The following is a 22,162-nucleotide window of genomic DNA, read 5'->3' on the forward strand; positions in this document are numbered from 1 at the left end:
ATGATAGTACCTATGATGAAATTGTCCCTGTTGATATTTTACAAAGAATATCAAGCATTTCTCGGGGAGCTCCGGGAAAAGGGAATGGTTCATATTCATGAGAATGCGGAACGTACGGCAGAAGATACGAATCTACAGGCGAAATTGATGTTGATTAAACGGACCGGGGAGATGATCACACACATGCAGAGTCGGAATGACGTGGAGCAGGTGGAAAAAGTGAAAGTGGACGACGAGCATTTACTGGATTATCTGGAAGGTTTGTACAGTCGGCAGGATCAGATCGAGCAACAATTGGCAGGTTTGGAGAAAGATTACGCGGCTTATCGCCCGTGGGGAAAGTTCTCCCGGGAGATGATCCGAAAATTGGAAACTGCCGGTTGGGAATTTCATTTCTTTTCCGTGCCGGAACAGAAATATCAGCCGGAATGGGAGGAAATGTACGATGCGGTTGTGATCAGCGAGATGATGGGACAGAAATATTTTGTTACCGTTACCCCTGCCGGGACGAACGTGAACTTGGAGGCAGATCCTTATCTATTCCCGCAGGCCACGGCAGAAGAACTGGCCAAGCAAATCACGGCTTTGCGAGAAGAATCCGTGAATATCGGGCATGAGCTGGATGCCGTTTCGCAGGATGCCATCGAACGTTTGAAAAAGTATCGTTTGAAGATTACCGAGGTGGCAGACAAGATGAAAGTGGAGGATGCAGCTCAACATCTGATCGACGAGAAAGTCATCGCCCTGGAAGGATGGATTCCGGTGGAGAGAGAGGATGAAATGAGAAGTTTCTTGGAAACGAAAGATGTGTACTTCGAATTTACCCGACCTACTCCGGAGGATGATGTTCCCGTGCAGTTAAAAAACAATGCTTACTCCAAATTGTTTGAGCCCGTAACGGAAATGTTTGCCCTGCCGCAATATAAAGAGTTGGATTTGACACCTTTCCTGGCTCCATTCTTCATGCTGTTCTTCGGAATGTGTATGGGTGATGGTGGCTACGGGTTGATCATCTGGCTGGCTTGTTTCATTATGGGCCGGAAAGCCTCGCCTTCGGTAAAGGGTTACCTTGTACTGGGGCAATATTTGGGAATCATGACGGTCGTTGTCGGTTTACTGACGGGTTCATTCTTTGGTATCGCTTTGGATTCCGTGGAGTGGCCTTGGTTGGCCGGCGTGAAGTCGCTTTTCCTGACGGAGGCGAATTACGGGAAATATCTGGGAGGATATAACCCGATGATGATCATCGCGGTTGCCGTGGGTATTATCCAGATCCTTTACGGTATGTGCCTGAATGCTGCAAGGTTAACGAAACAGTTCGGTTTTAAATACGCGGTATCAACATTAGGTTGGGTGGTAGCCATTATCCTGTTGGGTGTGCTGATTGGTTTACCGATGCTAAAAGTTGTGATTCCGGAAGGTTTGAAATACGTGCTTTACGTTCTGTTAGGCCTTTCCGCGTTGACGATTTATTTCTACAATTCTCCGGGAAAAGGGATTTTCTCGAATTTCGGATCAGGATTGTGGGGAACGTACAACATGGCAACGGGCTTACTGGGAGACACGCTTTCATATATCCGGTTGTTCGCGATCGGGTTAACGGGAAGTATCTTGGGAGGCGTGTTTAACACGTTGGCTTTCCAGCTCACGGATGGACTACCGTTTATCGTGAAATTCATTGCCGTGTTCTTGATTCTGCTTATCGGTCACTCGATTAACTTCGGGTTATGTATGATCAGTTCATTTGTACACCCGATGCGTTTGACCTTCGTGGAATTCTACAAGAATGCCGGATTTGAAGGTGGTGGAAAACAATATGCCCCGTTCAGAAAAAAAGTAAATGATTAAAAATAAAGATTATAAAAATAACAAATTAAATAGATTAGAATTATGGAACCAATTTTATTAGCTTATCTAGGTGTTGCATTGATGGTGGCATTATCAGGAATCGGTAGTGCTTATGGAGTTACTATTTGCGGTAATGCTGCAGTAGGTGCTTTGAAGAAAAACCCGACCGCATCCGGTCAGTATATCGGTTTGTCCGCGCTACCTTCTTCTCAGGGTTTGTATGGTTTCGTGGGATATTTCTTGTTAAGTAGTTTCTTGACGAACGTGGATATGGGTTGGGGGCCTGCTTCTGCCATCTTCGGTGCCGGATTGGGACTTGGCTTGGTAGCCTTCTTCTCTGCTATCCGTCAGGCTCAAGTATGTGCTAACGGTATCGTGGCAATCGGTAGCGGTTATAACGTGTTCGGTACCACGATGGTATTGGCCGTGTTCCCGGAATTGTATGCCATCTTGGGATTGTTGGTATTGATTTTGATTACCGGATTGATTCCTGCATAAATAGGAATTTATTTTAAATAAAATAGAATGACAACGCCGGGTAAGCTTTTTGCCAGGCGTTGTCATTTTTAATTTGGAAATTATGATGACTTATGTTATACTTATTGTCACGGTTGTCGTGTCAATTGCTTGTTTTAATAATTATTCCCTGTTCAATAAATTGTCGTGTAATCCTTACCGGATGGTGCATTCCGGGGAGTGGTACCGGATTATTTCTCACGGTTTTGTCCATGCCGATTGGACGCACCTGATCGTGAATATGTTTACTTTCCTCTCTTTCGGATTATATGTAGAGAACCAGTTTGTCGCATGGGGATTCGGTGGTTCCAGTTTCTTGGTCCTGTATTTCGGGGGGATGGTAGCGGCTTCGATCTATGACGTGTGGAAATATCGGAACAATCAATACTATTCTTCCATTGGGGCTTCCGGTGCGGTTTCTGCCATCTTGTTCACGGCGATATTTTTGAATCCTTGGGATAAGATTTATTTCTTCGCGATTGTTCCGATTCCCGGCATCGTGTTTGGATTCGTGTACTTGCTTTATTGTCAATACATGGCAAAACGGGGTGGCGATAACATCAATCATAACGCACACTTCTACGGTGCGGTATTCGGATTGATTTTTCCCGTGTTATTGGAACCGAGGTTATTGCAAATGTTTATTCAGCAACTTTTGAGGCATTGAAAAACTTATTTGTTTATCTCCATTCGAAATTTGACTCTGAACTAGTTAGATATAATCAATTCTTTACGTCAGGCTTGATCAAGCATTAGAAAAAATATTCAAGAAGTAATTTAGGTTGAGATAGGAAAATTCTAGGCCTCTCGTCGATTTAAAACAACAATCGTCGAGAGGCTTGGTTTTATGGGGTACAGATAAATGGAAAGTTTATAGGAGTGTTGTATTGATTTCGTGGTGAATAGGTGATGTTTGATATGCAACGCTGTCAGGTGATATCCCTATACCCCTTTATGGACATTTTACCCATTTCACGGCATCGGCAATAATAGCTTGATAAGGACCGGAACCGATGTCAAGTAATGTTACTTTTGTTTTTCCAGCGGGGAAAGGAAACTTCCCGAGAGAAATCCAACCATAACCCGCTTCTTCCGTTTCGAGCGTTATTTTTTCATTCCCGCCCTTGTGGAGGAATAAATAAGTTTGTGTAGGCTTGGGGCTGGTTAGCTCTTTTCTATTAACATATTTCTTGATGTATCCATTCCTTTTGAAGGTCATTTCGTCATGATATACGAATAGTTCGTAAATTCCGGCTTCAGGTAAAGTTGTTTCCCATTCCACGTTAGATTCACCTGTCCCGGCTAATTTCTTGTGATAACTTCTTATTGGCTCCCCGATTCCTCCCTTGTTATAGTAGTCCCGTGTCCATGTTTTGCTGTTCGAGGTATTCTTGTTGTTTTTATTTTGTTCTCGGACAAGGCGGGTTAATGCTTGAGCCGATTCTATGATATGAAATCCCTGATCTTCATTATCGACAATGAACATGTTCGGATCAGGCATGAAACATGCCGTGTCTATATCTGTGACTCCCGGGTGGATCTCCTGAGTAAAACCTTCTGGTTGAATGTTTTGGAACGAGTAGAAGGCTGGAATATTTCGGGCCAAGTTCGTTTGTACCTGTATGTCAATTTCATTAGGTTGATCGAGTATATAATTACTGATCTCTTGGCAGGCTCCCGCTGGGATGAGATGCTGGATATTCCGATCGAAGGCACTACCAGTGATCGTGATCGTCCCATCAACCTTTCCCCGGTTCCAGACTTTCAGGCTCAAGGCGTACCCCTTGATCTCTCCGGAATTTTCTATCCATTGCACCTTCACATCCTTTACCCGGAAATCGGGTAGCCCTTTTTCCATGTATAGTTGACGGGTAAGTGCTAGTAAATCAATCGAGAAGGCGACTTGTAATTCTCTACATAATAGTTCGTAACTGACCTCTTGGAAAGCGTGACGAGTATTAAATTCTTCAATGAAATATTTGAATTTATCTAAAGGAACAAAATTTATTGTACGGAGTAAAAGAGTCAGGCTTTTTGTGTGGATAAGCTGTTGAAATTGAACGTCATCCACTGGATTGTTGAACACGTCAACCAAGTTGTGATCATTGAAGTACGTTGAGGCATATTCCCAACTGGGGGAATCATTATAACTAGAAAGGGCTTGTTCCCAGGAAGACAGCATGTCTTGGAATATCAAGTTGATACCCGGGAATTCGGGGGAAGTCACATGAACATGGTATTTCTGTAATAAGGGCGAAATGTCGTATTCGTTTTTTACACTTTCCCATTTAGGAGAGAAGAGTTTGTCAAAAAACAAACTACCCAAGTATAGACTGCGTGAGGTTGAATAGTTTTGCATGTAGGCAGAAAAACACTCCACTTCGGGTGGCATTCCTGGGTTAATCGATTCCGGGAGTACTTTCGGGGCATAGCTAACTAACGCTTCTCGTTCCGGTCTGAAAATGATTTCTGGTTGTATGTACTCGCTTCCCTCTTTCCAACTTCGACTGTATGCGCGGAAATTGACGGGCGTTTCGACCATGGATAGTTTACGGTAGACGTATTCTTGGTGATCTTGCCCGGGGGATGCAAGCCAAACCGGGAGTAGCGTGTGAGGATCGCCGAACTGCTCCACAAGATATTCGTGTCCTTTAAAGAGATACGCCTCAAATAGCACGCTGTCTATCATGACTGATTTTTTCGTGTAGTCTCCGATACAGAGGGATAGACCGGATTGATTATTTTTATTGATGAAACGAGTCGTGTCCTCCCGGGTGAATACCATTCCTTGAGAGATCGGAGTTCGTGTTGTCTCCCCGGTAACGGTTAATTGGAAACGGGTATAACTTTGTACCGTGGTGTACGGGGAGCGGATATTTACCGAGGGAAGTGCATCCGGGTACCATAGACACTCGGGGGTGAGTAGGGTGAAATCCGGTTGTAAGTAATAAAGATCGTTACCCACGTTAAAAATATAGTACTTCCGGATCTTGGTCAATGTATTCAAATCTTCTACTTCGGCATAACAGACTTCCGGACAGATTGTTCCGCTATATTCTAGGATAAATTCTTTTGTCTCTTTTGCCCCTAATGGTTCTTGGACCGTGATGATTTGATTCTCTCGCTCGAAGTCAAGTGATTGATTATTTGCTGAAAGGTGATTAATTTCCAATCCCGGGTTCAGGTACAGAATAAAGGATGTTTGTGTTTCTTCATGAGGATTATACACGGTTATCCTACTTGTTGCCGAGAACGAGTGTTCGTTTTGTTTGAATTGAATATCGTGGTTTGTAATGCGTACTTTCGGGTAATCCTCGTATTTTAGAAAGGTTTCCCGAAAAGCCTGATGTTTCTGGTTTGCCTGATTAAACGAGTGTAAATACAAGCATGAAAAAGTGACACCAACGATCAAACATGCTAGGCTTGGAATCCAGGCTAGGCGTCGAATCTCCGGGCGATTGGGAATACGTGTGATGGAATAGATACCGAGAACGAGTAAACCAATTCCGACGAAGAGAAATGCTCCTCGCTGCATCAGGTAAAGGCTCAAGTGAGGAAAGCCCGTCGTGTCGGAAAACGTGTTGGGTAATGTCGATGCAAATAAATCGATGGCCCCATGCCAACCTATGGCCCCATGCGCTATTATGAAGTAGGAAAGGCCAAGTAGAATCAGTGATGCGATAAAAGTTTTTTTTACAATTCCTTTCAGGCATATCGTTAAGCCTGTCATAAAAATAAGTGTCGGCAAGGTCAATGTGAAAAAATAGAAAAGATAAGGATGGAATGTAAAAGGGGAGTCACTGACAAATAGATGTATGACCATGGCAACAATTGCTGCTGTAATGTCAAAAATTAGCATGATCACGATAAATCCCATGATTTTACCCCACAGCCATTCTGTGTTATCGTACGGACGGGTCTGTATGGCATCTGAAGAGTCTGCCTGCATGTCTTTCCGGATGGAATTACCTGCCCAGAAAATAATAATAAGAACTTGGAGGTAATTAATCAGGTATGCATTTGCGAAAGGAATCGCGGAAGAAAGTGATATGGCTATCCATGTTGGTGACTTTATATTACTCTGTATCATGATGTGTGCAAATGCGATCAGTACGATGCAGAACAGCATGATACCATTAAGTCCCCGGTCTCTTCTGAGTATTTTAACCTGGTGGATCGTGATTTGTTTCAAAATATGGTAGTTCATCATATTATTCTTTTATGAGATTCCTTTACGCAAACGAGAATTTAATTCTTATTCTTCAAGTCTAAAAGGGACTTGAACAGTAGATTGGGTATTGGAGTCAAAAATGTTAGGGATTTTAAATGGTGTAGTACTTGATTGTTTCACTCTTGTCTTAGATGCTCCATTTTTACAGAATAAGTATACTTCCCAATACGTGTCCTTATCCAGGTCGGCATAATCGGGTTCAGATGGCTCGGATTCTCCATATTTATTAACTGCAATTACACGAAATCCATACCTAACACGTTGAAAATCTCCAACAATAGTATATACAGAAGTGGGATAAGGTTTGAAAGCCCAGTTACTGACCTTAACCCATTTTCCAATCGTGGTGTTCATTTGCTCAATGTAATAACCAGTGATGGGGGCTCCTCCATCATCTACAGGAGGTCTGACAGTCACTTTAATTTTGCACTCATCTGCAAACAAAGTTATACTAAAGAATAAACCCATCAGTAAAACTAAAATCTTTTTAATAGTGTTCATAATTAATAGGTATTAAAAGTTTATATATAATATATACACGACCTACCTCAAAAAGAATTAAATGTACAACTATTTTTTAATATAAATTTCGGGTAAGCTATTTTTTAAACCAGATACTTTGCGTACCCCAAAATCAGGGCACGAAAAAATATTCAAGAAGTAATCTAGGTTGAAATAGGAAAATTCTAGGCCTCTCGTCGATTTAAAACAACAATCGTCGAGAGGCTTAGTTTTATGGAGTACAGATAAATGGGAAGTTTATAGGAGGTTTGTATTGATTTTATGGTGAATAGGTGATCACCACTGGATGAATAGCGTAGTATATATTTTTCTTATATTATAAGAATACTTTATGAACCTTATTATATATAAGGTTCATATAAGGTTTCTATAAGGTATCTATAAGGTTCATGACGGTATTCATCAGGTAATGGTCTGCTTGTGATGATGGATTTTGGTGTTAATTGAGAGTGAAAAGGGACTTATCCGTGTAAGAAGTTTTCTGGAGCCGTCGAGTTGAACGTGCTGTTCTGCTAACAGCCTTTTTACCTTTGTCCGTGATGTATTGGATGACGACTCGAATGCATATCCGGATGTTGGAACGTTTTATTCGAGTGGAACCTGCGTATTGGCCGTGGTCGCGTCGGCGATGGAAGTATAAAAGAGTGGTTGAAGAATAAAAAAATCCAGGACTAAAATCCTGGATTTTTTATGAAGTGATGTTTGAATTTTATTTCATTGCTTCCTCGATAGCAACAGCCACGGCAACGGTAGCTCCAACCATCGGGTTGTTACCCATCCCGAGGAATCCCATCATTTCCACGTGTGCGGGAACGGAGGAGGAACCCGCGAATTGAGCGTCACCGTGCATACGGCCAAGCGTGTCGGTGAATCCGTAGCTGGCGGGTCCGGCTGCCATGTTGTCCGGGTGAAGGGTACGTCCGGTACCACCGCCGGAGGCTACTGAGAAGTATTTTCTTCCGGTTTCCATGCACTCTTTTTTGTATGTTCCGGCAACCGGGTGTTGGAAGCGGGTCGGGTTGGTTGAGTTTCCGGTAATGGAAACATCGACACCCTCGTGACGCATGATAGCTACACCTTCCCGAACGTCGTCAGCCCCGTAGCATCTTACTTGGGCGCGTTCTCCGTTAGAGTATGCTTTTTCTTTTACGATTTTCAATTCTCCGGTATAGTAATCGAATTCGGTTTGCACGTACGTGAAGCCATTGATACGGGAGATGATCATGGCCGCGTCTTTACCCAAGCCGTTCAAGATCACTTTCAACGGTTGTTGGCGTACTTTGTTGGCTGATTTTGCAATACCGATTGCTCCTTCTGCCGCGGCGAAAGATTCGTGTCCGGCAAGGAAGGCAAAACATTTAGTCTCTTCACGGAGTAGCATGGCTGCCAAGTTACCGTGACCTAAACCCACTTTACGATCGGCGGCAACGGATCCCGGGATACAGAATGACTGCAAGCCTTCACCGATGGCCTCTGCTGCTTCGGCTGCTTTTTTACATCCTTTTTTAATTGCGATAGCTGCACCGACTACATAAGCCCAAGCTGCGTTTTCGAACGCGATGGGTTGAATGTCTTTACACATTTTGTACGGGTCGATCCCTTTGGCATCACAAATTGTTTTTGCCTCTTCGATGTCTTTTATTCCGTAATTATTTAGAACCGCGTTGATTTGATTAATCCGACGGTCGTAACTTTCAAATAAAGCCATAATTCATTTTAGATTTAATGATTTCAGATTTTAGATTTGAGTTGTAACTTTTGAAATCTAAAATTTGCAATTTATAATTAGTTTATTCTTGACGCGGATCGATGTATTTTACTGCATCCGCGAAACGACCGTATGATCCGGTTGCTTTTTCGACGGCTTCCTTGGGATCAATACCTTTTTTCAACATATCGGTGAATTTGCCCAAGTGGATGAATTCGTAACCGATAACTTCTCCGTCTTCGTCAAGTCCCATACGGGTTACGTATCCTTCGGCCATTTCAAGGTAGCGGGTTCCTTTGGCTTTGGTCCCGAACATGGTTCCTACTTGGCTCCGCATGCCTTTACCCAAGTCTTCGAGGCTGGCCCCGATGGGAAGTCCGCCTTCAGAGAAAGCGCTTTGACTCCGCCCGTAAACGATTTGTAGGAAGAGTTCGCGCATGGCCGTGTTGATTGCATCGCAAACAAGGTCCGTATTTAGGGCTTCCAATAAGGTTTTGCCCGGTAGAATTTCAGAAGCCATAGCCGCGGAGTGTGTCATCCCGGAGCAACCGATCGTTTCGATTAATGCCTCTTCGATGATTCCGTCCTTGATGTTAAGGGTTAGCTTGCAAGCTCCTTGTTGCGGGGCACACCAACCGATGCCATGAGTTAATCCAGAAATGTCTTTGATTTCTTTGGAACGAACCCATTTCCCTTCTTCAGGAATGGGTGCCGGACCGTGATTCGGCCCTTTTTTCACAACACACATGTGTTGTACTTCATGTGAGTAAATCATTGTTTTTGTTTTTTTGTTGATATATTGTTAAATACCTTGCCTTTGTTTTTAAGCCGGGCAAAATTAACACATTTGTTTTGGATAAAAAACATCTTGTAAAACATAAAATCGTGCATACGTTTGCATGTCAAGATGTTGTAGTATAGTGTATTATTTGAAACATCTGGATGAGATGTTGATCATGGTCACAGCCAAGTCACGAGACAGGAGGGATCGTTCTTGGGACGGGCTCGTATCAGTTGAGTTTTCGGGTGTTGAAAAATCAGAAAGTGTCTCTGGATAAATTAACCCGTAATAATGGATGTTTGGATAACACGGATATTCCTAAAATAATACGGGATTTAGTAACACGTGGACAATAATTAGTTGACATTATTTATTTTTTATTAAATATTGTTGGGTGGTGTGGTGTCATTGAATTTAATTCCTTTATTAGTTTTTATTTCGGCAATAAAATTGATAAGATGGAAAAGCGTGAGATTGCTGGTGTACAAGGTCAAGTTAATAATATTGAGGTGATATTTAAAGAGTATTACGGTTCTCTTTGTTATTTTGCTTCCCAGTTTTTGAAAAACGAGGAGGTGATAGAGGATCTTGTGCAGGATGTTTTTATCACTCTGCTGGAGAAGAAAATGCTTTTCCAGTCCGAAGTCCATTTAAAGAATTTCTTGTATTTATCTATTCGAAACTCTTGTTTGAATTATATCCGCGGTGCTCGTTCGCAAGATCGATATATTGCTTCATTGGCTCATGAGGAACAAACTGAAAATTTTGAGGAAAGTATTATTTTGACTGAAATCCATCGGGAATTGGCCGCTGCTGTTGAAAAATTACCGGAGGAGTGCCGGAAGGTTTTTCAGCTTTGTTATTTTCAAGGGCTGGATAATGAACGTGTCGCGCAAGAATTTGGGGTGAGTGTTAATACCGTAAAAACACAAAAGGCTCGCGGGAAAAGGATTTTAAGAGAAAATTTGAAAGATATTTTCCCTTTATTAATGTTGTTAAATCCCTTGTTCTGAGGGATAACGGTGGTGTGTGAAAATTAGGAGTAAGATGTGAATTGTATTTTTTTTGAAAAAAAGTGCAATCCCGTTTAATCCTTTTGGGGTAGGGTCGTGTAATAATAGTGTATGAAAAATATTAATAACACATATCTGTATGACATTGCCGCGATAATATTGGCTTATTTGCGGGATGAAGTAGATGAAGAAGGGCAACGCAAGCTAAAAGTTTGGCTGGAGGAGTCTGATTCTCATAAGACTCTTTTTGCCCGGATTCAGGATGAAAAGATGCAATATGAAGATATTCAAAAAATATTGTCTTATGATGCAGGCGGGGCATGGCAAGTTGTGCAACAAAAAGCGGCTCGGAGAAGAAGAAAACGTTTGACGAGGGTGTATCGAGTTGCAGTTTCTGTCGTGATTATTTTTGGAGTGGCAATTGCTTTCTTGTTGAGGGAAGAGGCGACTACTGTGGTTCCGGTTGTCAAGGTGGAAGAGATTACCCCGGGGCGTTCCATGGCTAAATTGACGGTTGCATCAGGGGATGTTTATCATTTGGATTCATTGCATCAGGTGGATTTAATTACTTCTTTGGCGGAAAATAATGGAAAAGAGGTTGTTTTTATCGATCGACAGTTGGAGGAAGGTGAGAGAGAGATAAAATATAATAAAGTCGAGATTCCAAGAGGGGGAGAGTACCAGATTGTGCTGGGAGATGGAACTCGGGTGTATTTGAACGCGCAAACGGAGCTTCGTTTCCCGGAAAGTTTTGCTAGTAGTGAGCAACGTTTGGTGTATCTGTCAGGGGAGGCTTATTTCGAGGTAACTAAAAATCCATCCAAGCCTTTTGTCGTGCAATGTAAGGATTACGCGGTGAAGGTTTTGGGGACTTCGTTTAATGTGAATAGCTACGAGGGTGATGAAACGTCTAAAACGACGTTGGCTACCGGTAAGGTCGAAATTGATATGGATGGGAAACAGACGATTTTGAATCCCGGTCAACAGGCAATTATAAAAAACGGAGAGGTGAACGTGAAAGAAGTGGATGTTGAAGTGTACACGACTTGGATGTTCGATAATTTCCGGTTCCAGAGTGAAAGTATTCAGGAGATTATGACAAAACTTTCTCGTTGGTACGCGATAGATGTGTTTTACATGAACGAGTCTGTCAGGAATTATCATTTTACCGGGTATTTGCCTCGTTATGCCAAGATTGCGGATGTGTTGGAATTATTAAGTTTAACAACAAATATAAAGTTTGATGTAGAAGGTAAAACAGTGATAGTAATGGAGAAGTAATAAAATAGTAAAGCCGAAGCTGCAACTCCGGCTTTACAAAAAATGTGTACTAAAATAAACCCCAAAGGGATTACACAAATATACACGATTTTTCTCCAAAACAAAACGATGTGTCTCAAACAATGAAAAATAATTTCATTGAGAGTGGTGTGATGTTTGAATTTTTAAGTTTTAATAAACATCAATTGCTTGGACTGAAGGCAAATTCACGTGGATTTGCCGGGATGTCCGAGAAGATGTGTGCAAAAATGACCTAAATAAATTATCAATGAGAAGTAGAATTAAAAACTGGGTGACTAGAGTTACCAAATTGTCATTAGGCTGCAAGCTAATGATGATTTTGTTGCTATTTACACACTTTGCGTTTTCGAGTGGAAATGCTTTTAGCCAACAGAGCATTACTGTTCAGTTTGAGCAACAGTCTTTAAGTGAAGTCTTGCGTGTTTTAAAACAGAAGACGAATTACGAATTCCTGTATAACGATGAGGAAATCAAAGGAATCACGGGAATTACCCGTTCATTCACGAACGCTTCGGTACAAGAAGTTTTGAGGGTTTGTTTGGCGGGAACGAAGTATAGCTTTAAGATTGTCGACAATCTGATCGTAATTACTCCGGATGACGAAAAGAAAGAAGAAGTTAAAAAAATAACCGTAAAAGGAAAGGTCGTTGATGAGAAGGGAGAAATGCTTCCTGGTGTAACTGTTCTTTTGAAAGGTACTACAGTTGGAATCGTTACGGATATTGATGGAAAATTCAAAATTGAATTACCGAAACGGGACACGATGATTTTGGTTTTCACTTTCGTGGGGATGAAATCACATGAACTGAATGTAGGCAAGGTGAAAGATTTAAGTAAGGAAATTTCAATTCGGATGGAACCTGACACGGAGAACTTGGATGAAGTGGTTGTGACGGGATATGGGAATATTAGAAAAGAGAGTTTTACAGGTAGTTCGGTTACCGTGAAAAGAGACCAGTTGCTAAAAGCTTCTGCGACAAACGTGATTCAAGCTTTACAGTCGTTTGATCCTTCTTTTCGTATCCAAAGAAGCAATCAGTGGGGGTCCGATCCGAATATGGTTCCAGAGATGTATATTCGAGGACGTTCCGGTATAGGAGTCAAGGCTCTGGAACAAGATGTATTATCTAAATCTGCTTTGGAAAACAATCCTAATCTTCCGACTTTTATCATGGATGGTTTTGAGGTTAGTGTACAGAAAGTGTATGACATGGACCCCAATCGGGTAGAAACAATCAATATTTTGAAAGATGCAGCCGCTACGGCCATGTATGGTTCTCGTGCGGCTAATGGTGTAATTGTAATCACGACGAGATCTCCGAAGCCGGGAGAGGTTACGATTTCATATAATTTAACGGGAACGTTGTCTATGCCTGATTTGTCAGATTATAATTTGTCTAATGCCAGAGAGAAGTTGGATATAGAAAGAAGAGCTGGTATATATACTACGGACTACTTCAATAACATTTATGATGCAGAATTGGCGTACAATAAGAGATTGGTTCGAGTCGAAGAGGGTGTGAATACCGATTGGATGGCTATTCCTTTGCGTAATGCTGTAAACCATAAACACAGTCTTTCTATTGAGGGTGGTAATTCGGATTTGCGTTATAATTTGGAGTTGGGTTACACGGGAAATAATGGAGTTATGAAGGGATCTTATCGTGAAAATGTGGATCTCGGTTTTACTGTGGATTGGCGTTTGAGAGATAAATTGCAGGTGTTAAATAAAATTACCTATACTTATACAGATGCGACGGAATCTCCTTACGGTAGTTTTTCCGATTACGCGCACTTGCAACCGTATGACCGTCCTTATGATAAAAATGGTGTTTTGGTGAAAGAGCTTGAGTTTTCACAGGCTAAGGGGTCCGGTAGCTTTTTGAATAACCCTTTGTACGAGGCTGAGTTGAATAATTATGACTTTGACAAAACGGATGAGTTTATTGATCAATTTATGTTTCAATGGTTCTTTTCCGACGCGTTCACGTTTAAAGGGCAATTTGCTGTAACAAAATCCACAAGCAATGGAGAGCGTTTTATTGATCCGAAATCATCTAATGCTACGGCTTTGACGAGTTCTAGCAGTTCTACAAATACAACGTTGTTAGGTGATCTTTATGTGGATCGGGGTGATATGACAAAATGGGATACGCAGTTTGCTGTTTATTTTACGAAAGCATTCGGCTTGCATAATTTAAATGCTTCTGCAACGATTAATGCAATGTCAACCAAGACGGAGTCAACTTCCTCACATTATAGAGGGTTCCCATCCGGGGAGTTTCATTCTCCTAATTATGCTGCCGAGATTTACCGTAAACCGACTAAAACAGAGAGCGTTCGTCGTTTGTTGGGGTTCTTATTGAGTGCTAATTATACGTGGAATGATATTTATTTGGCAGACTTGTCTATTCGTTTTGATGGTTCTTCTGAGTTTGGCTCCGATCAAAAATGGGCCCCTTTCTGGTCCGGAGGTGTGGGTATCAATATTCACAATTACGGCTTCTTGAAAGATAATGCTTGGATTGGTCAATTAAAACTACGTGTTTCATACGGTCAAACGGGTAAGGTTAATTTCCCGTCTTATGCAGCTAAGACTGTTTTTCAAACTTATGACCGTTGGTATGTGACCGGATTTGGGGTAAACTTAAAAGCTCTAGGGAATACGGATCTGAAATGGGAGACTACCAATAAATTGAATATTGGTACAGATTTGCAATTCTGGAACGAAAGAATTTCGTTGAACTTTGATTATTACCATAACAAAACAATAGATTTGATCACGGATGTTACTTTACCTTCTTCTTCCGGTTTTACCTCTTATAAAGATAACATGGGAGAGACATTAAATGAGGGGTTTGATATCCAAGTACGTTTTGATGTTTATAAAACTAAAGACTGGAGTGTTTCTTTATGGGGTAATTTGAACCATAACACGAATAAGATATTGAAGGTATCTGATGCTTTGCGAGCTTATAACGAGCAAGTAAATGATTATTACGGAGAAGCAGAAGATCGTCAGGATGGGAATAGTCCTCTATGGAATGCGGAATATTCCAAGCCGATCATGAAATATGAAGAGGGGGCTTCTTTGACTTCTATTTTTGCTGTTCGTTCTTTAGGTATTGATCCAGTGACGGGAAAAGAGTTGTTCTTGAATAGAGATGGCTCTATTTCCAATACATGGAATGCTTTGCAGGAGGTACGTGTAGGAGATACCGAACCCAAGGCAAGTGGATCTTTCGGTGTGAATCTTGTTTACAAGAATTTATCTTTGTTTGCTTCATTCAGTTATGATTGGGGAAAACAGGCTTATAATGAAACTTTAGTTAATGAGGTTGAAAATGCCGATGTACAGTATAGCAATGTTGATCGTCGTGTGTTGACAGATCGTTGGCAAAAACCGGGGGATATAGCTCCATTAAAGGATATCAAAGATATCAAATCGGTGACAATGCCGACTTCTCGTTTTGTGCAGGATGACAATGAGTTGTCTTTAAGTGCTCTTACGTTAAGTTATGATTTTGACACAAATTTCGTTAAGAAACTTTGTTTGCAGAGATTGCGTTTTGAACTTAGTTCAAATGATCTTTTCCGGATTTCTACAGTAAGACAAGAACGCGGTACAAGTTATCCGTTTGCACGGAGTGTGAATTTTTCGTTACGGGCAACGTTTTAAAAATTAGATGCGATGAGAAAATATAAATTGTTATTGTTATTTTTATTATTGATATCACTGGTCACAATTTCTTGTGATGGGTGGTTGGATGTAAAGCCACAAGATGAAATAGACGAAAAAGATCTGTTTGCGACAGGAAATGGATATCACCACTTGTTGAATGGAATTTATTATGGTTTGTCAGACCAGAGTTTGTATGGTCGGGAATTGACATGGGGTATTGTTGATGCTTTGGGTCAATGTTTTGATTTTGATAACACGACTTCTGCTTCAGCAGGATGGTTGAGCTATGGCGCAACCAATTATGCATGGGAACATTATCAATTGAAGCCTGCAATCGAAACGATGTGGGAAAATTCTTATAAAATCGTTGCCAATTGTAATAATTTAGTTCAGAATATTGCGAATGAAGATCCGGAGAAGTTTTATTACAAGGAAAGAGAAAAGAGTGAAATTTGGGGAGAAGCTTTGGCTCTTCGTGCTGCAATACAATTAGATATGGTACGTCTTTTTGCAGCCTCTCTTACGATGGAAACAGAAAAAAATAACGTATATATTCCTTATATTTCAGAGTATCCCTCGTATGTTTCCAAGCGTTTGACTGCAGATAGTTGTTTGAATCTTATTATTCAAGACTTGGAAGATGCTCGGGCTTTACTTTGGAAGGCAGATTCGGGTAGAACATTCAATGTTAGTTTGCGTTTTGAGAATAATACCTTGAGAGAGTCTCTCTTTGTTGATTATAAAAGAGGTTATCGATTGAATTATTACGCTGCTACGGCTATTTTGGCTAGAGCTTGTTTATATGCTCAAAAGCCAGAAAAGGCGTACGTGTATGCAAAAGAGATTATTGATTACCAAAATAAGACAAATGCTTTCAGGTTTTATGACCAAACGAGATACGGAGATAAGAAATTTTATTCCGATATCCTTTGGGGGGTAGAGTCACTGGATTTAATAGAGTATGTTAATGCTATTAATGAATTGACAAATCCTGATTCATATTACCATTACTATATACGGGTGGCAAATGTTAAAGATAACTATTTCCAAGGTGATATAACATCGTCCGGATGTAATGATCTACGCTACAAGCATTGGATGTATGATTACGGAAACGGGACGGAGTACCGTTTTACAAAGTATGAAAAGTATGACAATGAAGATCGTACTCAGGCTAAAATTAATAATTATTTGATTCCGATGGTACGTATGAGTGAGGTGTACTATATTGCAGCAGAGGCTATTTACAAGAGTAATTTGGAAGAAGCTAAGGAATATCTTCGTAAAGTGAAATCAGGCCGCGGTTTACGGGCTTCAGATGCTTCTATGTTAAATTTGGATAATGCCGATGAGAGTAATTTCATGTCCGTACTGGTAAATGACGCCCGGAGAGAGTGGTTGGGAGAGGGACAAATCTTTTTTATGTACAAGCGTTTAAAAGAAAGTATTCCCGCTGTGAGAGCAGGAAATGTCATTCCGATAGATGCTGAACATGTAATTTTACCGATACCAGATTCTGAGACTAATTTGAACTAAAAGAGTATTGAAATGAAAAAAGTATTTACATTGTCGATTATATTGGTTCTATTCGTTTTTGGGGCTTGTTCTGAAAAGGGAATAGAAATGTTTTCGGGAGATCTAGTTTATATTTCATTCACGAAAAATGCTTCAGCAGATAGCATGATCTATAGTTTTAAAACTTACCCGAGTGGAGAAATTGTAGTAAAAGTTCCGGTTCGGGTTCGTGGACATTGGTTGACTGAGTCTCGAGAGTTTACTGTTTCTGCATATCCTGATTCGACCACATTGCCAGAAACCGCTTATGAATTGCCAACGAAATGTGAATTTGCCTCTGGGCAGGAAGTTGACACAATTGAGATTAAATTTTTCAATAATTTCGATGATTTAAAGAACCGCAGTTATCGTTTGTTTTTGCGCATTAATGAAACCGATCGTGTTAAGCAAGGGGAATATGCTTACCGAATAGCGAAATTTTATGTTTCTGATAGATTGGAAATACCGGAATGGTGGAGTCGTAATGATAATACTGCCTATAATCCTTATAATATTGTAGAAGAGGTATATTTGGGAGCCTACTCTGAGAAAAAGTATCAATTGTTTTTGGATCGTTTGGCAGAAGATAATGCTTCATTGGAGGGAGATGATATGGTGATGATCAAAAAATATGCTTTACGACTGAAATATTGGCTAGAAGATTTTAATAATGATCCGGAGAATATCGCTTCGGGGGCAGCTCCGATGTGGGATGAAGATAATCATCAAGTGATGCAAGTTCCTGTTGCCGGTTAATATAAAATGGTAAGAATATGAAACGTATTTTATTTTTGATATTGGTTTTGTTTGTAGCAGGAGCCTGCTTGGATGACAAAACAAACACGGATTATCGTGATATAAATAACTTTGATGATAAATGGAAAATTACAGGGATTGAGCAAGTGTATAGTCTGTTTCCTGGGGAGTCTGTGACACTAACACCGGAAGTCCGGTTGTCGATAGATTCTTTGAATCCGGATGTGGAAGGTCATTGGATATTGGGTGATACCGAGGTGGCAACGGGGCCTTCTTATACTTTTAAGGCAACGGAATACGGGGATTATAAATTGACTTTTTTGGCAACAGATAAAAAAACTGGGGTATCATTCCCGGCAGAAACCGAATTCCGGGTAGCGCCTCAGTATAAATTGGGGTGGTTATTCCTTAGTCGTACCGCTTCGGGAAATTCCCGTTTATCGTTGTTGGCAGGAAGAAAAATGTCTGTTACTTATATGAATGGTAACTATCAAAGAACAAGAGATTCTTTAGTTTACACCGGTTTTTACACCAATTTAGGTGAATCGTTAGGTTCTGGGCCTATTAAGCTTGTAGAGGAATTTGCTTATCAGGAGAATTCTAATGTTCCGTTGACTTCTGAAATTATGGTTCTGCAAGAAAGCGGCCCGATTGAATTGGGTGGTTATGAATTGGATTTTACGGGAAATCCATTAAATGAATTTACAGGAGAAGCTCCTAGACAAAAGATAAAGGATGCTGCTTTAAGTTGGAGTAGCAAGTGGTTGCAGACGGAGGACAATCTTTTGTATTATTCTGTTGCAAGAGTGACGAGTGATCTGCATTCAGGGCGTTATTCTGATGATCCGGCTTTCAATGGAGCAAAATACAAAACATTGGTTGAGGTGATGAAATCTGGAGGATATTATGCCCCGAAATTCTTTCTCGCTATTGATGAAACCAACACCATGTGGGCATTGATAGATAACGGATCGGAAAAGTATAATAGTAATGGACTCGTTGATCCTTTGAATAGTATCGGTTCGAGAGCGCGTTTGATCAATAATTCGGCGGGAACATTTGATATGTCGTTGTTTAATAATTTCACAGGAAGGTACATCAAACATGTTTTAGTAAATACGGATGATTACTTTTTGTCACTTATCGAACGCGATGGCAAATATCTATGGCATAAGTACGCTTTGGATTTTCCATACCGTTATACTACGGGAGATGACGTGAAAGTAGAGAGTTCTGAAACGGGAGAGTTGGCAGCAGAAATGTTTACTAATTTCAAAGATGCTGCTTTTGTGTACGGGTATTACGGTAATTGGGAATGGTTGTTCGTTGCTTCTGGAAATAAATTGTATGGAACGGCGATGGACTGGAATGAACCTCAGCAGAATAGTAAAGAGATTTTTTCTGCATCTGCGGACATTGTGTCTGTGAAAGCTCGTTATTTTGGTAATTCTATGGCTAATGAGGAGGGGTGTATGTATATTCATTTAGGAGTGTTGTTGACAAATGGGACATTCCTAGTGTTGGAGGTTAATTACGAGGCAGACGCATTTACCGTTAAAAAGATTTACGAAGAAAATTTGAAACAATTGGATCCTGAAATTATAGATATTGTAGATATGATCCATAAATATGGTAGTGGTGGAAATTTCGACGGATATTTGAATTAGAATTTATTGTATTTGAGATAAGGGGGTGTGTGAAAACTCCACATTCAAACTCCCTCCCCCCTTCGGGGTACTCCCTCTATAAACAGAGGGAGAGTTGGGTTGACTCTTTGCTTTGGAAAGAAGTACCAGTTCCTCCTCTGTTTATAGAGGGGAGGCAATGAAGTTGACGGAGGAGTTTGTGTGAAAAAAGAGTTTTGATACACCCTCTATAATTGATATTGTTTCGTGTAAATTATTGTTATGAAAAAAACATTTGTATTATTATGCCTGCTTCTTGCCTACTTGGGAGGGGATGCCCAACAGAAAGCAAACTATAAGTTGGCAGAAAAGTTTACCCAGATGGGGTTGTCGGGGATTGCCGCCCGGAATAGTATGCAGGTGGTACCGCATTATATTCATGGTGGGGAGAAGTTTTGGTTTGAGTTTAGAACGGATGAGGGGACGATGTATTATTTGGTTGATCCGGTGAAAGCGGAGAAGCGGTTGCTTTTCAAAAATACGGATATAGCGCAAGGGGTGAGTAGTATTACCCGGAAGGCGTATAATGAAAAGGATCTGCAATTATCAAATATAGATTTTTCAAAAGATATGTTGAAGATGACTTTTTCGTTGGGAGGGGGAGATTTCGAGTATAATATGAAAACGAAGAAGGTAAAGGAGTTGCCGAAAAAGGAGAAGAAGGAGGACATGGTAATGTACACGTGGATGTCTTTTTCTCCGGACACGAATTATTTAGTATATGCAAAGAATCATAACCTCTACATGCGAGGGAATAAATATAAAGGACAGGATACGACCGAGATTCAGTTGACCACGAACGGGGAACGGTATTTTTCTTATGCCCGGAATGGCCAGGATACGGTATCTGATGAAGAAGCAATGGCAGGGCGTTGGTTCCCGAAAGTGAATAAGGTTTATGTCTTACGTCAAGATAACCGGAACTCTGACGAGATGGCGGTGATTAATGTATTGGCGAAGCCGAAACCTGTACTGGAACGCTACAAATATGATATGGCAGGAGATAAGAATTTGTCGAAGTGGGTGCTTTCAGTGATCGATGTGGACAAGCGTAAAGTGACGGATTTTAACATCGAGCGTTGGCAGGATCAAGATGCCGAAGTAAGATACGTGACGGACAAGGGGGATAAGATATTCTTTGAACGTTATAACCGAGTGCGGGATGAGGTGGAATTGTGTGTGGGGAATACGGAAACGGGAGAAGTAAAAGTGCTGATTCACGAGGTGGATAAACCCTATATCGATTATCACATGCGTAACATCGTTTTCTTGAACGAGGGGAATGACATCCTTTATCGTTCAGAACGTACCGGGTGGGCTCATTATTATCATTACGATGGTAATGGGAATTTGAAGAATACGATTACTTCCGGTGATTGGGTGGCAGGACAGATTGCTGCTATCGATACCGCGGGTAGAACCGTTTACTTGTATGCGCATGGGTATGACAAAAAGATGAATCCTTATTATTATCAGGTTGTGAAGGCTCATATTGATCGTGAAGGAGTGAAGTTGTTAAGCCCGGAAGACGGACAGCACAAAGCGGAGTTCTCTAAATCCCGGAAGTATTTTGTTGATAGTTATTCCCGGGTGGATATGGAACCGAGATTCACGTTGAAGGATAATAACGGACGAGTGATTATTAAGGATTTAGCAAAGGTCGATGTCCGGAGGGCTTACGAGATGGGATGGCGTGCACCGGAGCGTTTCGTGGTGAAAGCTGCCGATGGATTGACGGATTTGCACGGGATCATGTGGAAACCGGCAGACTTTGACCCGAACAAAAAATACCCGATTATTTCATCTGTATATCCGGGGCCTTTCTTTGAATACGTGAGTACATCTTTTAGCTTGGACGATAGTTATAACATGAAATTGGCACAGATCGGTTTTATCGTGGTTTCCATGGGACACCGGGGAGGGAGCCCTATGCGGGGTAAGTTTTATCATCGTTACGGGTATGGAAATTTGAGGGATTACCCTTTAGCTGATGATAAATATGCTATCGAACAATTGGCGGATCGCTATTCTTTTATCGATATAACGAAAGTCGGTATTTTCGGACATTCCGGCGGTGGTTTCATGTCAACGGCTGCATTATGTACTTATCCGGATTTTTACACGGCTGCGGTATCTTCTTCCGGTAATCATGACAATAATATCTATAATAATGGTTGGGTGGAGATTCATCATGGCGTTAAAGAGACCAAGGAAATGGTGAAAGATAGCGTGAACGGAGATCATGAGGTTTCAAAGTTCAGCGTGAAGGTGCCTACGAATATGGAGTTGGCTAAAAATCTAAAAGGACATTTGCTACTCGTGACCGGGGATATGGATAAGAATGTGCATCCAGCTCATACTTTACGAATGGTGGATGCTTTGATTAAGGCAGGAAAGAATTTCGATATGTTGGTATTACCGGGTAAAACTCATGGTTATGGGAGTGCGGATGGATTTTTTGAGCGAAGATTATGGTTCCATTTTGCTAAATATTTATTAGGTGATACTACTGCCGATCATTACGGTAACATTGAAGAATATAAGGGAATTGAAAATTGAGAATT

At 41.0% G+C, this 22,162-nt stretch carries 14 protein-coding genes; 10 read left to right on the forward strand and 4 right to left on the reverse strand.

What is annotated here, in order from left to right:
• The 3 genes from D8S85_RS17275 (at nt 1) to D8S85_RS17285 (ending at nt 3,031) form a co-directional block, all read left to right on the forward strand.
• A complete protein-coding gene (locus D8S85_RS17275; RefSeq protein ID WP_127075426.1) occupies nt 1-1,848 on the forward strand; it encodes a V-type ATP synthase subunit I in 1,848 nt (615 codons plus the stop codon).
• A 42-nt stretch (nt 1,849-1,890) separates the two neighbouring features.
• Nucleotides 1,891-2,346 (forward strand): ATPase, encoded by a 456-nt coding sequence (locus tag D8S85_RS17280; protein ID WP_027201691.1) that lies wholly within the window; start codon nt 1,891-1,893, stop codon nt 2,344-2,346.
• An 82-nt stretch (nt 2,347-2,428) separates the two neighbouring features.
• Nucleotides 2,429-3,031, forward strand: a complete 603-nt coding sequence (locus tag D8S85_RS17285; RefSeq protein ID WP_106481544.1) for a rhomboid family intramembrane serine protease — start codon at nt 2,429-2,431, stop codon at nt 3,029-3,031.
• Between the two features lie 285 nt (nt 3,032-3,316).
• On the opposite strand, the gene D8S85_RS17290 is transcribed toward D8S85_RS17285, so the two are convergent.
• The 4 genes from D8S85_RS17290 to D8S85_RS17305 all read right to left on the reverse strand — a co-directional run bounded on the left by D8S85_RS17290 (nt 3,317) and on the right by D8S85_RS17305 (nt 9,600).
• Nucleotides 3,317-6,574: a golvesin C-terminal-like domain-containing protein gene (locus tag D8S85_RS17290; protein WP_106481545.1), complete on the reverse strand. Its 3,258-nt coding sequence runs from the start codon at nt 6,572-6,574 to the stop codon at nt 3,317-3,319.
• 45 nt (nt 6,575-6,619) lie between these two features.
• The gene (locus tag D8S85_RS17295; protein ID WP_106481546.1) at nt 6,620-7,096 is read right to left on the reverse strand and encodes a fibronectin type III domain-containing protein; all 477 of its coding nucleotides are present in this window, start codon (nt 7,094-7,096) and stop codon (nt 6,620-6,622) included.
• A gap of 730 nt (nt 7,097-7,826) precedes the next feature.
• Nucleotides 7,827-8,825 carry a GGGtGRT protein gene (locus D8S85_RS17300; protein WP_106481547.1) on the reverse strand — a complete coding sequence of 333 codons (999 nt, stop codon included), beginning with the start codon at nt 8,823-8,825 and terminating at the stop codon, nt 7,827-7,829.
• 82 nt (nt 8,826-8,907) lie between these two features.
• Nucleotides 8,908-9,600, reverse strand: coding sequence for an iron-sulfur cluster assembly scaffold protein (locus D8S85_RS17305; protein WP_027201981.1), 693 nt, complete (start codon nt 9,598-9,600; stop codon nt 8,908-8,910).
• A 464-nt stretch (nt 9,601-10,064) separates the two neighbouring features.
• Between D8S85_RS17305 and D8S85_RS17310 the strand changes: the two genes are divergently transcribed.
• The 7 genes from D8S85_RS17310 (at nt 10,065) to D8S85_RS17340 (ending at nt 22,157) form a co-directional block, all read left to right on the forward strand.
• Entirely contained in the window at nt 10,065-10,619 is a 555-nt protein-coding gene (locus D8S85_RS17310; RefSeq protein ID WP_127075428.1) for an RNA polymerase sigma-70 factor, read from the forward strand.
• Between the two features lie 111 nt (nt 10,620-10,730).
• Nucleotides 10,731-11,900: a FecR family protein gene (locus D8S85_RS17315; protein ID WP_106481550.1), complete on the forward strand. Its 1,170-nt coding sequence runs from the start codon at nt 10,731-10,733 to the stop codon at nt 11,898-11,900.
• Nucleotides 11,901-12,168: 268 nt separating this feature from the next.
• Nucleotides 12,169-15,600: a SusC/RagA family TonB-linked outer membrane protein gene (locus D8S85_RS17320; RefSeq protein WP_106481551.1), complete on the forward strand. Its 3,432-nt coding sequence runs from the start codon at nt 12,169-12,171 to the stop codon at nt 15,598-15,600.
• Between the two features lie 12 nt (nt 15,601-15,612).
• A complete protein-coding gene (locus D8S85_RS17325; RefSeq protein WP_106481552.1) occupies nt 15,613-17,139 on the forward strand; it encodes a RagB/SusD family nutrient uptake outer membrane protein in 1,527 nt (508 codons plus the stop codon).
• A 12-nt stretch (nt 17,140-17,151) separates the two neighbouring features.
• Nucleotides 17,152-17,913 carry a DUF4843 domain-containing protein gene (locus D8S85_RS17330; protein ID WP_106481553.1) on the forward strand — a complete coding sequence of 254 codons (762 nt, stop codon included), beginning with the start codon at nt 17,152-17,154 and terminating at the stop codon, nt 17,911-17,913.
• A gap of 17 nt (nt 17,914-17,930) precedes the next feature.
• Nucleotides 17,931-19,580, forward strand: coding sequence for a PKD-like family lipoprotein (locus tag D8S85_RS17335; RefSeq protein WP_106481554.1), 1,650 nt, complete (start codon nt 17,931-17,933; stop codon nt 19,578-19,580).
• 240 nt (nt 19,581-19,820) lie between these two features.
• Nucleotides 19,821-22,157 (forward strand): S9 family peptidase, encoded by a 2,337-nt coding sequence (locus tag D8S85_RS17340; protein ID WP_127075430.1) that lies wholly within the window; start codon nt 19,821-19,823, stop codon nt 22,155-22,157.
• Nucleotides 22,158-22,162 lie beyond the last annotated feature (5 nt).

The sequence above is a fragment of the Butyricimonas faecalis genome, assembly GCF_003991565.1.
In the GTDB taxonomy this organism is placed as follows: Bacteria; Bacteroidota; Bacteroidia; order Bacteroidales; family Marinifilaceae; genus Butyricimonas; species Butyricimonas faecalis.